Raw genomic sequence first — 14,297 nt, 5'->3', positions numbered from 1 at the left:
CGCTAACCCTTCGCCCCAAGCGAACGTTGCAGCTTCTCGCCAAGACGAAATATATGCTGCCGCAGCCAGAGTTGTGCCGGGTCCGAGTTCAGCCGCGGATGCCAGATCGCCTGAAAGGAGAACGGAGTCACCTCAGAGGGCGCTGCGATGACTCGAAGCTCCGGATTCGCTCGTGCGATGCGTGCCATTGATGACGTTGCGGTCAGAATCAGCTTCGTATGCGGAAGACACTCAAGCGCTGTGCCGAAGTAGGGCAGGCGCAGGGCGGAACGGCGCTGCTTTCCCAGGGCTGCCAGCCGTTTATCAGGAATCGTCTGCACGGAATCGAGCGTCGACACCAGGATGTGCTCTGCCGCCAGATACTGCTCCAGGGAAAGCCGCGCCGGCAATCGGTTGCCGCGCCAGACGACACAGTGCCACCGCTCCTGATAGAGAGCCTGAGCGCGCAGATGCGATGGAATCAGCACATCATCATTCGATAACACGATATCCAGACGACCGCGATCGAGATCGCCAATTCTCGTGTCACTCCAGGGCACAAAGTTCAGATCGACATGGGGCGCAGAGGGCAGCAACTCCTGGCAGAGCAGCGGACAGAGAGCGCTGCACACATTGTCCGGGCCGGAGAGACGAAAACTGGCCTCCTCGCTGGCAGGATCGAAACTGGGATGCCCCAGCAGGCCATCAAGCTGTGGCAACAGACGATTCAACTCCGCCTGCAGCCGAACCCCTGCGGGCGTCAGTTGATACCCCCCAGCGCCGCGAATCAGCAGGTCATCATTGAAGAGTGTCTGCAGTCGCTGCAGCGTGCGGCTGGCGGCAGGCTGACTGAGAAACAGCCGCTCGCCCGCTGCCGTAATGCTCAACTCCTCGGCAAAGATGGCAAAGGCAACAAGGAGGTTGAGATCAGCCTGGCGGAGATGCTTCCATCGCATGTCCATGATGCATATTATGCATGACGCACATGCACTGCATGCCCATCCTATGTGTGGGCCGTTGGCCCCAACGAAAAGGAGATGGTCATGGAGATCGGAAAGCTGAAGAACAAGAAGGTTGTTGTGCTCGGGGGGACCTCAGGCTTTGGCCTGGCAACGGCGAAAGCAGCCGCCCAACAGGGAGCTTCGGTAGTCATCAGTTCCAGGAGCAAAGCGAATATCGAGAAGGCCTTGAAGGAGCTGCCCGCCGGCGTGGAAGGCGTGGCACTCGACGTCAGCGATGAGGCCGCTGTAACCAGCTTCTTCGACGGATTCGGGGAGTTCGACCATCTCGTATACACCGCAGGCGACAGCCTGCCCACGGATCTTTCATCCACCGCAGCAGCACGCAAGGTCTTTGAGGTACGGTTCTGGGGTGCTTATATTGCGGCGAAGCTCGCCTTCCCCCATATCCGTCCCGGCGGCTCGATCACGCTCACCAATGGCATCGTCGGCATCAGGCCCTGGAAGGGATGGAGTGCCGCCAGCGCAGGTGCCGGTGCCATGGAGGCACTGACTCGCGCTCTGGCGCTTGAGATGGCTCCCATTCGCGTCAACGCGGTCTGTGCAGGCGTGGTGAAGACAGCTCTCTGGAGCGGCATGTCCGAGTCGGAGCGCGAGGCTTTCTACGCCCAGCAGGCCAAGGCCCTGCCCGTGGGCCGGGTAGGCGAAGGGCAGGACATCGCCGAAGCCTACCTTTACCTTATGCAGTCGGGCTTCACCACCGGGCAGATCATCGTCATCGATGGTGGCGCCGTCATCGCCTAGAGCCGCGGTCAACGCGCGAGCAGGGCCTCAATCTCATGCCGATGCGGCATCGAGGGTGCGGTGCCTGCTCGCGTGACCGAGATACCCGCCGTCGCACAACCAAAACGTACCGCATCGAGCAGCGGTTGTCCTTCGGCAAGGGCCGTCGCGAAGCCACCGCAGAAGGCATCGCCCGCGCCCGTCGTTTCGAGAACCGGGCCTGCATTGAAAGAAGCAACAAGCGTCGTCTGGCCGTCGCTTGTTGCCACCAGAGCTCCTCGCGCGCCGAGCGTAAGAATCACGTTTCGCGCTCCGCTCGCGAGGAGTGCCGCGGCAGCCAGCCCGGCCTGTTCGACCGTCTCGACAGGCAATCCTGTCAGCAACGCGGCTTCAGTCTCATTGGGGATCAGGTAGTCGGCCAGACCTATCAGCGATGCCGGCAGCGGAGTCACCGGTGCGGGTGCGGGATTCAAGATCGTGGGCACACCGGCCTTGCGGGCGATCTGCAGACCGCGCTCGACCGTATCGAGTGGAAGCTCAAGCTGGGTGAGGAAGACACTGGCTGCGCCGATCTCCGCTGCAGCGCTCTCGACATCGGCAGGCTCAAGCGTGAAGCAGGCGCCCGGCACAACGATGATCGCGTTCTCACCCTTCACAGCGTCGATGAGAATCGCCGCTGCTCCGGTCGCCGTGCTGCCGGTACTGACCAGCGAGGCGTCCACACCGGCCTCCTTCCAGGTATCGCGCGCCAGCGTACCAAACGCATCCTCTCCTACCCGAGACAAAAACTGCACCTTTGCATCCGAACCGGCAAGAGCACGCGCAGCCGCAACGGCCTGGTTCGAGCCCTTGCCGCCGGGCCCGAGGGCAAAGGTTTCTCCCATCAGCGTCTCACCCCACGCCGGCAGGCGGGACATGCGAAACGCTACATCGGCAACAAAGCTTCCAAGCACAAGAACGTTATGACTCATTCGTAGATCGACTTTCTTTCCTAAAACGATGAACAGACTAGAAGAGGCTCATGCCGCATAGGCACGAGCTATCAGGATAAGCGCGAAGACATACGCTGCGAACATTGCGGTGAGGTACCCCTTGGCACGCGCATTCGCACCGCGAAACTCCTTCCACACAAACACTCCCCACAGGCACGCGACCATCGGCGAGGCCTGCCCAATAGCATACGAAATCGCCACCCCTACCAGGCTTGCGGCGACGAAGTTGAACACCGTGCCAAGTCCCCAGATCGCGCCTCCCAGCATACCCAGTGCGTGATATGACATCGGCGCTCGGAAGTAATCTCCCGCCGCAACCGGCGTACCGACGATAGGCTTGCGCATGAGGATCGGGTTGAAGACGAAGCAGCACAGGAACGCGCCGAGGGTAAGAAACACGGCCGTTGTATAGGGTGTGAGCGTGTTGCCGTGCGTCATGGCGCGGGTCACGAACGGCGCGAAGATCCCCATCAGCAAACCGGAGATAACGCAGACAATCACCCCACGACGCGACACCTTCGATTCGCCTGAGCGCAACGCCCCATAGGCTTTGCCAACGAGGATCACCGCGATCAGCGCCATCAGCACCCCGCAGGAGAGCAGCGTCAGATTGCCGCGCGGCTGTAGCGCGTAGCTCATCACCACGCCCTCCACCAGCGCAATGCCGATGGAGATAGGAAAGGCAATCGCCAGTCCAACGATCTCGATGCCTGCAATCAGCAGTACATTCGCGATATTGAAGATGAAGCCGCCAAGCGCAGCGTAGAAGAGGTTGAGCGGGTCGGCGGAATGAAGGTTGGCGAAGAACGCCGTCGGCCCTCCGGCATGGCTGCCCATCGTAAGCGCAAGCACCACCGAGATGAGGAAGATGCCGAGGCCGTAGTCCCAGTAGTACAACTCGAAGCGATAGTTACGCGTGCCCTTGAAGGTATTGGCAAACGAACCCCAGCAGATCGTGCTGAGGACCGTCATCAGCAGCGCGACGGCGAAGGTCGAAGGAACGAACATGAGGCAGGGCTCCGGCTCAGATCTAATGTCTCGTAACGCCACGCACCTTCGCACGCAACGAACAGCCATTATGCCGAATTCGACGAAGAGATGTCAGACTCGCAGGAAGATGCGTTTGCGATACAGCGGGTACACGATCGCAAGGTTCACCAGAACGATCACCAGGGCATAGGCGAGCGAGGCATGAATGGGCTGCATCCACGTTGCGAATCCTTCGGCATATAACCACTGGTGGGCCTTTACGAACATCCCATCGCCGAGTGCCAGATGCCATCGATCCAACAACGTGGTGATGATGCTGGAGATCACAAAAGCAAAGATCGCATTCGTACCGAAGACAAGGAGCGGCGTTACGCCCCGTCGCCAGCGCTTTACGTCGAGCACAAAATAAAAACCCGCGAACAATAGCAGCGCCACTCCCCCGCTAAAGATCGCAAAGGTACTGGTCAGGATCTTCTTGTTGAGCGGCAGCAACGGGCTAAGCGCCAGGCCAACCAGCACCAACGCAACACCTGCGGCTGCGAGTACAAGGGCCTTCCTTCCGCGCGGCTGCCTGGTCCGCAGCCATCCCCCGGCAAGCACACCGAACAGCAAAGTCGCCAGTGCGGGCAATGTCGACAGTAGTCCTTCAGGGTCGAACGTCACGCCATAACCCGGCGTAAGTCCATAGGCCCAGAGGTGCTGTATTCCAAAGATCTTCCGATCGAAATAGGCTGCGACGTTGCCGAGAGAATCGAGTCTTCCCGCCCCGAAGCCGGGAACCGGATATCCCTTCAACAACACCCAGTAGAGAACGAGCAGCCCAGCCAGCACAGCTCCAATTACAGTACCTCTGCGCAGACTCTGGCTCTCAGCTTTTTCACCCTTCTTCCCGCACACCGCCAGGTAGAGGAGAGAACCCGCAAAGTAGCACAGCGCAATGCGCTGCAGAATTCCCGGAATGCGAATCGTATGGAGGTTGTACTCGGGGAATCCGTTCACCAGCAGCCCCAGCAAGATAAGGAGGACGCTGCGGGTGAAAACATGCAGCAGAAGCTGCCTCCGGTCTGCGCCGCGCTCTATTCGCGAGGCAAACGAGAACGTCATCGCAACGCCGATGATCACGAGGAACGACGGGAAGATCATGTCCGTCGCCGTGGCCCCGTTCCACTGGGCATGCATTAACTGCGGATAAACAGCGCTGTACGTTCCGGGATCGGTAACGAGGATCATCCCCGCGATAATCAGGCCGCGAAACGCATCGAGGGAAACGAGACGAACGTCTCCACCTTCTGGATGCTGTGAAATATTCCGAGATAAATCAGGCTTCGCCAATGCGGCCTCGATCTCAAGCAAGTTGTATAAGACAATCGATTGTCCAATATACAGACTCTCCACGCATCCAGTCGAGAAAGAAAAACTGGGGGCGGGATGATTTCAGGATCAGGGCTGTTTCGGCACAAGCCCGGGTGAAGACCGAGTTGCCGCAGGCTTGTCGGGCAGGCTGGATCTTGCGTCGTAGCCTTTGACGATCTGATCTGTGATATCTACATCACTTGCGGCATACCAGACCACTGGAGCCGCATCGGTGCCTCTTTCCAGCACAGCGGCGTACCCATGCTGCTTTGAAAACTCCTGCAAAAACAAGAACACCTTCTGCGCGACCTGCTGGAATACCTGCTGAGAGTCGGTTTGCGAGTCGTTCTTAAAATCCTCCGCTTCCCGTTGAAGCTGTTTCTCTTTCGTATCAAGCTCCCGTAGTTGTTGACTCTTGTCTGTTTCCGTCAGCTTGGCGGCTCCATCGTTCAGGCTTTTCTTCGAGGCTTCGATGTCGTCGTTCAACTTCTGCAGATGCTGTTCCCGAGGCGAATACTTCTTCTGCAGGCTACCCAGGGCCCTTTGAGCTTCAGCGGTCCCAAGTACGGCAGCATTGAAGTTCAGAGTCACGATACTTGGTTTCGAAGATGTGGACGGTGCTATTGAATTGGAGCCAGGGTTTTGCGCATACAAAGCACTGAGGCTGAAAACCAACACTAAAATGAGCGTGACTGATCCTGATCGCTTCATAGCGACCTCCTTTATCTATTGTGAGTAGCAGGTTTACCAGGTTCGATGAGAGTCGAACTGCAAGGCGGGCGCGTTGAACTTCATGCCATGAGCGAGTTGTCGCGAGTAGGCATCCAACGATGATTCCTGAAGAGACAGCGAAGCTAACTTGAGGTCGTAATGGAATGCATGCTGGTCTGGCTTGGTATCCACTTCGCGGCCGAAGAAACGTGCAACATATTCTTTTGTGAACGACGAGGGCTTTGGCGAATGCATTCCAGCCGTGCGATAGCGCTCAGGCATCGTGTCAGACCAGAGTGTTTTTCTATCAGAGAAGTTTGCCGATAAACCCTGCACTGCAAAAAAGGGCTTACCGAGATCCAGGTCAGGTTGACGGTCCCCTGAGATACTCCGAGTGGAAGGAATCGAAACTTCTCTTTGTCGCGCAATGGATCTCCGCCTGGATTGGACACTGCCTTCTGATACGCCGTGAACTGTATGTTCTTTTGCGAGCATAGAGGCTGCCTCTAAAGCCTGGTTGGACCGAATGACAGGCGCGGGAACGTCCTGCATCGCCACACTCTCTGCACCTGGAACAAAAAACATCTTGCCGCTCAAAGAGAGAAAGACAACCAGGAGCAAAGCGATCACAGATGTCTGAGCGAATCGGAGATTGAACCCAGCGGAAGCTGGGCGACCGATTGGTATTCCCGCATGGACTGCTCTTTCAAGAAATCTTTCCTGCATGCCCGCAGGCATCCCCTTGCCGCTGACCTTTCCGGACTGCAGGAGGAAAAACTCCCGGCTCACTACGGCGATGTCTGCGATGTACTCGTGACAAGAGACACAGTCGTTTGCGTGCTCCTCAAGTTCCAGCAGCTCGGCTTCAGAGAGTTGACCCAGTGCTGCCAGGGCACTTTGCATCTCGTAAAACTTGTGGCCACGAATCATCTCACTCTCCCTTCGACCGAGGTTTACTTGCTTCGGTGCGAAATGCTTTTCGAAGTTTGTCGAGTCCGCGATATAAGTTGTGGCGAACCACACGAACACTCTCTCCCGTCTTACTGGAGACCTCTTCGGCAGTTAAGCCTTCGTAGTAGATAAGCTCAATCGTGCGCCGCTGGCGTGGCTGCAAAGACTTCAGAACTTGAGCAACCAGGATGCTGTTTTCCGTGGTCGAGCAACGCTTGTCGGCAAGGCTCGATCCGGCAAAGCCTTCTTCAAGAGGGTCGGTGTCGAAAAAACGATTTGCTATCTGAGAACGCCGACTGTTAAAAGTCCGGTGGTACGTGAACATCAAGAGCCAGGTCTTGAAGGTTCCCTTCTCCGGGTCGAACTGATGGATCGAACGGAACACATCGAGAAAGATCTGCTGCACTGCATCCTCAGCCTCTGAATCGCTTCTCAGGATGCGTTTTGCGATTCCAAATAAAAGAGAGCTGTGCCGTTTGAATAAAACCGCCAGAGCCTCCGCATCTCCACTTTGCAGTTGATCGGCAAGCTCCTCATCGGAGCAAAACCTCTGCTTGAGCAGAGACAGAATTGATTTTCGGCTGTTGGCGCAGCGACCGAAACCCGCCCAAGGTCAGCCTCCGCCTCCAGCGACAGAGCGGCCTCTAAATTCAATCGAGCTACTCGCCACGTCATTTTGACGCTCCCTCAAGGAGGCCACTTCGCAAAAAAGTTCGAGGTGCAACCAGGGACTCTGTCATGGCTCAGAACTCTCTCCTGTCAGTGTATGCACCGAAGATCATCGCCTTTCCCCACCCGAGGCACTATTTTTCTTGCTGAACTCAGGCAAGACCGTTTCCTGCGCAAGAATCCGTTGATGCGCGGCCGTAGAGATCTACCGACCCCGAGCGCGCACGAAGGTAGCTGCAGGGCGCTGAAGCCATTGCGTAAGGATCATCACCCGCGGGAAACCGATGAGCGGTCCTTCAGCAAGATTTGCGACCATGCTTTGCGTAAATCCCGGCAACTCAGCCACAAGCTGTTTCCATGTCAGGTTTCGCCGATGACGCTCCTCGTCGAGCGCCTCAATCAACGCCCGCGAAAGACGTTGGATTTTGAAACTCCGGCTACTAAACTCCATGCCAGCGTTGCATCGACCAGTTGAGACCGCCACGACTTTCAGGGAATTTCGACCCGGCCGGGTTTGGGTCTGTTGAAGGCACACGCCATAGTCCTCGCACCTCACTCCTGACGCCCGGAATATTCTGCTTGTGGCTTGTGCGAGTGGCGCATGAGCTCGGCTACAGTAGAAACCGCGACGTTACGGCCAGGACGGCCCATTCACCATGCGATCGCTTTGCAACTCGTACGAGCAAAGCCGGGCATTGCACTTCTCAACCCCGGCTCTCTACGCCTACAGCCAATGTCTGAGAGTAAAGCTCTGAGTCTTCGAGCGCTTGGCATTGCTCCTCCAAATCCTCTGCGACCTCTCGTGCATACTTCAAGAAGTGATTTGCCGAAAGCAGGACCATGAAGGCGAGCCACATCTTGGCCGGCTGAAGTGCCCATCGCCGAATCGCCGTGAGGAGAAACCGCCAGTAGGCCAGACGGTAGTTTGAACAGACGCCCTGCTGCCACATCGACTGAACAAAGACACGGAGGTTATAGAGCAGAGGTAGCTCAGGGGGCTTTTGTGCGGGACGTGGCTGCCAGGATTCGAGCGAACGCATCGCCCGGCCGAAGTAATTTGCCGGCGTGTATAAGCCTTTCAGCAGAGTGCTCAATCCGCGCAGCAGAATCGGAAGTGGCAGAACTGTTTTGAAGTTTGGCGCGCTGAAGTTGGTCGTGGCCGTACTGTCTTCAATCAGCCTTCCCTCACGCTTCATACGATCAAACAGCGCCGTTGTGGGAGGCGCCTGCAAGACTCCGGCCATCGCCCAGGTGATCGCAGTCTTATCGATGAATTGCAGCTGTCGTTCGAAGATCGTCTCGTCATCCGAGTCGAAGCCAACGATGAAGCCAGCCAACACCCACAATCCGCTCTCGCGGATTTTGTTCACCTGGGTCACCAGATCACCACGAAGATTCTGGAACTTCGACGATCCTTTCAACGCCTCGGCCGAGGGTGTTTCAATACCGAGAAACACGTACATGAAGTTCGCCTCGACCATGGAGGCGAGTAACTCGGGCTTGTCCGCCAGATCGATGGAGGCCTCGGTGTAGAACGAGATGACACGCTTGCTCCGTTCCTGCCAGGTCGCGAGCGAATGGGTGAGTTGCAGGGCAAGCTTGTGGTTGCCAATGAAGTTGTCGTCAACAATGAAGACCTCGTTGCGCCAACCCAGTGCCAGCAGAGCGTCCAGCTCCGCGATGAGCTTCTCCGGCGGCTTGGCCCGCGGACGCCTTCCATAGATCGTGATGATGTCGCAAAACTCACATTGGAAAGGGCAACCGCGAGAGAACTGTACCGACATCGAGGTGTACTGGTTCATGTGCAGAAGATCAAAGCGGGGCATGGGACTCACCGACATATCAGGCTTGTCGATGACCTTGTAGACGGCCTGTGCCGTGCCATGCTCGAGTTGATGCGCAATCTCTCCGAAGACCTCTTCCGCCTCACCGACGAATACATGGTCGGCCTGCATCGTCAGGAACTCGGGTTCGCTGCTTGCCCATGGGCCGCCGATGAAGGTTCTACGGCCCAGACCGCGGGCACGGGACAGGACGTCCAGCGTGTCGGCACGTTGCGCCTGCATGGAACTCACCATCACCAGGTCGGCCCAAAGCAGGTCCTCCTCCCGCAATTCCTCGAAGGATAGGTCCAGCAATCGAATACTCCACGAGGACGGACATAGCGCAGCGACGGTGATCAAACCAAGAGGAGGCATGACCGACTTCTCAGGCACCATCTCAAGCACGCCCTCGAATCCCCAGAATGAGGGAGGAAAGCGGGGCCAGACCATCAAAGCCTTAACCTCTTTGCCAAGTGGCTCAAACCGCTTCGTTGAGATGTCGTTGGTGGAGGAAGAAATCTGCTGAAACGGGTCTTTCACAGAGGCGAGCATAGGTGGTCTCCGGCAAAACGTGACCGCCACCATTTATACCGCAGGCGGGGATCAATTCAGTCAACGTGGTCGTGGAACGAGGAACGCGCTTGTATCCGTTGTGCTCTTTGTCCCTGAAGGTAACACGTGTTGAGCTGTGAGACCGTGTGTTGATTTGAAATGAGACTGGGGCGTGTCAATCCACCTGCCCTCTGGCCGCTCGACCGCCGCAATCGTCTCTGGCTCCTTGAACGTGGTTCGAACGTCCGTGATCCGCGGTGACGTAGTCTGCAAGTCCCGCGAAACGTGGCGGTCTCAACCGGTCGATGCAACGCTGGCATGGAATTTACTAGCCGGAGTTTCAAAATCCAACACCTTTCTCGGGGAATGATTTGCTTGAGGTGATAGTCGTTACTACGATAAGTCGCCTTCTCGGAAGCGACAGTGCCTCCCCGCTGACGATCTCTTTGAAATGGCTCTATGGATTCCAGTGATTCCTGTTTGCCGGCGACGAAGGAGTTAGATGAAAGACGAAAGCCTTTCAAGCAGAGATGCGATCTCAGACTCCTCCTATAATGAACCGGCAGCACCCGATCCCGGCTAAGGAGTCTCTCAGAAGCATGATGCGTTCCAGTCTCATCTTCCTCGCCATGGCCTCTTCAACCCTTCAGGCCCAGGTTGCCCCTCAAGCTCCAACGATAGCCGTAGCACACCATGAACCCAACTTCGATTCCGAGCGCAGGCAGGCGAACGAGCTCTTCCTCGCGCAAAAGGTTTTGGAAGCCCTTCCCCTCTATGAAGATCTCTGCCGCCAGGACCCAACGGTGGCTGTCTTCGCCGAGCGTCACGGTGCTGGCCTTCTTGCCAAACAAGCCACCCTCTCGGACCCTGCCGCCCAGTCGAAGCTCCGCCTCCAGGCGATCAATGAGCTCAAACGTGCCCAGTCTCTGGGTGATAACAGTGCCTACGTTCGCACGGTGCTCTCCGCCGGTACCAAGACAGTTCAGGGTGCCCTCATCACCGGCATCCCTCTCACCGTCGGCTACACCTATGCAGGCAAACCGGACGCGCAAGCTGTCTTTCATCAGGCCGAGGCCGCCTTTGGACGATCTGACTGGGCTGGTGCCGTCAAACTCTACACACAAGCCTCAGCTCTCGATCCTGCCTGGTACGACGCCGCGCTCTACGCCGGAGACACTTACTTTCGCCTGAAGAACGGTCCCGACGCGGGCATCTGGTTTGCCAAAGCTATTGCCATTGACCCCGACCGCGAAACCGCCTACCGCTACTGGGGCGATGCACTATTCCAGACAGGCGACCCCATGGGTGCACGCGAGAAGTTTGTGGAAGCCGTCGTCGCCGAACCGTATGCAACGCCGCCCTTCCTCGAACTCGGTCAATGGGCGCAACGTACGGGCCATCAAATCGTCAGGCCCGCTATCACGCGCCCTGAGTTCACCACGCCTGACGGCGTTCTCAAGATTGATCCCGAACTTGCAGCCTCTACCCAGGATGGCCGAGCTTCCTGGATTGTGTACCAGCAATACCGCGTCGCTCATGGCGCTCGCACTCTCAACCAGACCATCGTCGCCGGGGCCTCGGATGCGAATGCTGTCGTTCACCCCAGTGGGTATCAACATACCGTCGCCGAAGAACACGCGGCTCTGCGCGCCATGCTCTCCGACATCGACTCGAAGCTCAAGGCCGGTACGCTTCTCGAAGCCAATCTCGATCCTTCGATCAGTAATCTCCGAAAGCTTGAAGCGGCCAACGCCCTCGGGGCCTGGGTCGCCATCAACGCCGCGGATGCCGGCATCCGCTCAGACTATCCCGAGTACCGCGCTCATCATCGAAAGCACCTCATCGATTACGTCGATGCTTACCTGATCCACTAGAGCAAATCTCCTGTTACTCAGAAGTTGAATCGGGCGTGCAGCACCGTTTTTCTGGAGAAAAACGGCCATAAATGTCGTGGTTCCGCTATGCACCTACAGGAGATTTGCACTAGGAGCGCCATTGGATCACCCCAACCTCACAGGTAGAAACTCGTTGTCCTTCGGCTCAAATAGAGAAGGAGGACGCAGGGGCAATCGGCAACGGAAGATCCGTTACCAACTACTCCCACGTCCTCCTTCGAGAACCTTGAGTCAGGTTGTAAGCTGCCGCTTACGCGACGACGTCGATACCCATCGAGCGCGCGGTGCCACGAATGGTCTTTGCAGCAGCCTCGACCGTGTTCGCGTTCATGTCCGGCATCTTGACCTTGGCAATGTCGAGAATCTGCTTCTCAGTGACTTTGCCCTTCTTGTCCTTGTTCGGCGTGCCCGAACCCTTCTCAATGCCCGCGGCCTTGAGCAGCAACACCGGCGCCGGAGGCGTCTTGGTGATGAAGCTGAACGTACGGTCGGCGTACACGGTGATGACGACCGGAACAGTCATGCCGGTGACATTCGGGTCCTTGCTGGTGCGCTCGTTGAACTGCTTGCAGAACTCCATGATGTTGACCTGAGCCTGACCGAGCGCGGGACCAACCGGGGGAGCCGGCGTCGCTTTGCCGGCTGTGATCTGGAGCTTGACGTATCCAGTGATTTTCTTCGGTGCCATGTTCGTAATCCTTCTAAAAAAATATGAGCTATATAAGCTGAATCATGGTCGGTGTTAGCCACGCATGATTTTGTACTGCGGGGAGTTAGAAGGTCCGGTGAAGCGGCCGGGCTGTGACTCCCAAAACTGATTGGGCTGAAAGCTCCCAAAACCTGTTGCAAAACTTGTGCGCTATTCCTCGGACTTCTCAACGTTCGAGAACGAGACCTCGGTCGGTGTCGGGCGTCCGAAGATGCTGACCATGACCTTGAGCGTCTGCTTGTCTTCGTTGATGTCGTCGACAGCGCCGTTGAAGTTCGCGAAGGGGCCTTCGGTAATGCGTACCTGTTCGCCCTTGGAGAACTTCATCTTGAGCTTCGGCTTTTCCTTGGTCGCGTCGGATCGATTCAGCATCGCGTTGACTTCGGCCTCGGAGAGCGCGTTGGGCTGATCGCCCGTCTGCAAAAATCCGGTGACGCGCGGCGTATTCTTCACCACGTGCCAGAGATCGTTGTCGAGAGCCATCTCGACGAAGACGTAGCCGGGAAGGAAAACGCGATCAATGGTGTACTTCTTGCCATTGCGCAGCTCGGTGGTCGGCTCGGTCGGAATCTCGATGCGTCCGACGCGGTCCTCAAGGTGATAGGCGGCGACGCGGCTCTGCAGCGACTCCTTGACCTTGCGCTCAAAGCCGGAGTAGGCGTGAATGATGTACCACTTGAAGTTCTCATTCACCGCAGGGGCACCAGCTTCCGGCTCGCCCGCGGGTGCGGCAGCCTCGAGATTCTGCTCGACGTTCTGCTCTTCCGGGGTAATCTGCTCTTCCGGATTCAACTCATCTGCCATTGCTGTGCCTTCTTCGCGCATCTATGGATTGCCTAAAATACTGGGTACTGCGGGCTCGCAAGAATCTGCGAGCGAAATCTTTCGACGGGTGTGTCGCTTAGTGCTTGGTGAGATAGACGAAGAGCTGATCAACGCCCCTGCCCAGGATCAGGTCGACAATCTCAAAGTACGCGGCAAAGATAAAGACCGTGGCGATCACGACGATCGTAGTCGACTGAACCTCGGCACGCGTAGGCGTAACGACCTTGCGCATCTCTTCGCGAACATCCTTCAAAAAGGAAGTGAGACGCTCAGGGCCCGAAGCCACACGCTGAAGACCGGAGCTCGAATCGTTTGTTTCCACTACGGCTGCTTTTGCCATCGTTACTCGTCCTGAACCTTGGTGCACCGCTAGGCGATGCACAGTTTATGCTACTCCGGTTTCAAATAACCGGGAAAGAGATGGCAGGGGCGCTCGGATTCGAACCGAGAAGTTCGGTTTTGGAGACCGACAGTTTAACCGTTGAGCTTACGCCCCTGTGAAAAGCAAGTCAGCGAGTCAGCTTGCTTCGCGTCAGCAAGTCAGTTGTAGCTTTACGGCTGACTTGCTGACGCGCTAGCTTTACTTCGTTTCCTTGTGATCCGTGTGCTTGCGGCACGCGTTGCAAAACTTGGAGAACTCAAGGCGGCCGGTGGTCGTCTTCTTGTTCTTGGTCGTCGAGTAGTTCCGGTTCTTACAGACCGGGCACTGAAGGGTTACGATTTCGCGCATTCGAGTTCTCCTAACTTGGCCAACCACCTCGGTTGGCAAGCAGCGTGTATGACACGCCGCAACGCAGGGCTTATGGGCCCCTGCTGCCCTATTCCTGAAATTGTGGTGCTGGGATCAAAGCGGTCAGGCACACGCTCTTCCTCATCTATTATCCACGAAAAGCCTGGAGAGTGGAAGAGGGCTGCCGATTATCCGGCAGCCCTCCTTTGTTTTTAGCCAATCAGCCAGCCAGCTTGCTTCACATCAGCTCTATTTTCGCTGACTCGCTGACGACTGACTTGCTTACTTGATGATCTCGGAGATGGTACCCGCGCCGACGGTACGACCGCCTTCGCGGATTGCGAAGCGCAGGCCCTTCTCCATCGCCACCGGGGTG

General features: G+C 57.1%; 15 protein-coding genes and 1 tRNA gene. 2 read left to right on the top strand and 14 right to left on the bottom strand.

Annotated features, from left to right (window positions below):
• Nucleotides 1-2: 2 nt before the first annotated feature.
• A complete protein-coding gene (locus HDF15_RS24255) occupies nt 3-941 on the bottom strand; it encodes a LysR family transcriptional regulator (protein WP_184260622.1) in 939 nt (312 codons plus the stop codon).
• Between the two features lie 81 nt (nt 942-1,022).
• On the opposite strand from HDF15_RS24255, the gene HDF15_RS24250 reads away from it, so the two are divergent.
• Nucleotides 1,023-1,742 carry an SDR family oxidoreductase gene (locus tag HDF15_RS24250; RefSeq protein ID WP_014264007.1) on the top strand — a complete coding sequence of 240 codons (720 nt, stop codon included), beginning with the start codon at nt 1,023-1,025 and terminating at the stop codon, nt 1,740-1,742.
• An 8-nt stretch (nt 1,743-1,750) separates the two neighbouring features.
• Here HDF15_RS24250 and rbsK read toward each other — a convergent pair whose 3' ends face one another.
• The 7 genes from rbsK to HDF15_RS24215 all read right to left on the bottom strand — a co-directional run bounded on the left by rbsK (nt 1,751) and on the right by HDF15_RS24215 (nt 9,762).
• On the bottom strand, nt 1,751-2,692 hold the full coding sequence (rbsK, locus tag HDF15_RS24245; protein WP_184260619.1) for a ribokinase: 942 nt from the start codon (nt 2,690-2,692) through the stop codon (nt 1,751-1,753).
• A gap of 48 nt (nt 2,693-2,740) precedes the next feature.
• A complete protein-coding gene (locus HDF15_RS24240; protein WP_184260616.1) occupies nt 2,741-3,721 on the bottom strand; it encodes a GRP family sugar transporter in 981 nt (326 codons plus the stop codon).
• Nucleotides 3,722-3,814: 93 nt separating this feature from the next.
• Nucleotides 3,815-5,035 (bottom strand): acyltransferase family protein, encoded by a 1,221-nt coding sequence (locus HDF15_RS24235; RefSeq protein ID WP_184260613.1) that lies wholly within the window; start codon nt 5,033-5,035, stop codon nt 3,815-3,817.
• A 108-nt stretch (nt 5,036-5,143) separates the two neighbouring features.
• Complete coding sequence (locus HDF15_RS24230) at nt 5,144-5,767, bottom strand: OmpH family outer membrane protein (protein ID WP_184260610.1); 624 nt, start codon at nt 5,765-5,767, stop codon at nt 5,144-5,146.
• A 33-nt stretch (nt 5,768-5,800) separates the two neighbouring features.
• The gene (locus HDF15_RS24225; protein ID WP_184260607.1) at nt 5,801-6,697 is read right to left on the bottom strand and encodes a hypothetical protein; all 897 of its coding nucleotides are present in this window, start codon (nt 6,695-6,697) and stop codon (nt 5,801-5,803) included.
• Between the two features lies 1 nt (nt 6,698).
• A complete protein-coding gene (locus HDF15_RS24220; RefSeq protein ID WP_260331329.1) occupies nt 6,699-7,211 on the bottom strand; it encodes an RNA polymerase sigma factor in 513 nt (170 codons plus the stop codon).
• A gap of 880 nt (nt 7,212-8,091) precedes the next feature.
• Nucleotides 8,092-9,762, bottom strand: a complete 1,671-nt coding sequence (locus tag HDF15_RS24215) for a B12-binding domain-containing radical SAM protein (RefSeq protein WP_184260604.1) — start codon at nt 9,760-9,762, stop codon at nt 8,092-8,094.
• Between the two features lie 599 nt (nt 9,763-10,361).
• Between HDF15_RS24215 and HDF15_RS24210 the strand changes: the two genes are divergently transcribed.
• Nucleotides 10,362-11,636 carry a tetratricopeptide repeat protein gene (locus HDF15_RS24210; protein WP_184260601.1) on the top strand — a complete coding sequence of 425 codons (1,275 nt, stop codon included), beginning with the start codon at nt 10,362-10,364 and terminating at the stop codon, nt 11,634-11,636.
• Nucleotides 11,637-11,907: 271 nt separating this feature from the next.
• On the opposite strand, the gene rplK is transcribed toward HDF15_RS24210, so the two are convergent.
• The 6 genes from rplK to HDF15_RS24180 all read right to left on the bottom strand — a co-directional run.
• Entirely contained in the window at nt 11,908-12,345 is a 438-nt protein-coding gene (gene rplK, locus HDF15_RS24205; protein WP_014263999.1) for a 50S ribosomal protein L11, read from the bottom strand.
• A gap of 171 nt (nt 12,346-12,516) precedes the next feature.
• Nucleotides 12,517-13,170 carry a transcription termination/antitermination protein NusG gene (nusG, locus tag HDF15_RS24200; RefSeq protein WP_184260598.1) on the bottom strand — a complete coding sequence of 218 codons (654 nt, stop codon included), beginning with the start codon at nt 13,168-13,170 and terminating at the stop codon, nt 12,517-12,519.
• A gap of 97 nt (nt 13,171-13,267) precedes the next feature.
• Nucleotides 13,268-13,531: a preprotein translocase subunit SecE gene (gene secE, locus HDF15_RS24195; protein ID WP_184260595.1), complete on the bottom strand. Its 264-nt coding sequence runs from the start codon at nt 13,529-13,531 to the stop codon at nt 13,268-13,270.
• 81 nt (nt 13,532-13,612) lie between these two features.
• Nucleotides 13,613-13,688 (bottom strand) — tRNA-Trp (locus tag HDF15_RS24190).
• An 83-nt stretch (nt 13,689-13,771) separates the two neighbouring features.
• Complete coding sequence (gene rpmG / locus HDF15_RS24185; protein ID WP_014263996.1) at nt 13,772-13,921, bottom strand: 50S ribosomal protein L33; 150 nt, start codon at nt 13,919-13,921, stop codon at nt 13,772-13,774.
• Nucleotides 13,922-14,203: 282 nt separating this feature from the next.
• Nucleotides 14,204-14,297: hypothetical protein (locus tag HDF15_RS24180; RefSeq protein WP_184257641.1), on the bottom strand; the 94-nt coding region annotated here is incomplete at its 5' end.

Source organism: Granulicella mallensis (genome assembly GCF_014203225.1).
GTDB classification, from domain to species: domain Bacteria; phylum Acidobacteriota; class Terriglobia; order Terriglobales; family Acidobacteriaceae; genus Granulicella; species Granulicella mallensis_A.
Note: the sequence above shows the minus strand (reverse complement) of the source record. Positions and strands in the feature narration are given on the sequence as shown.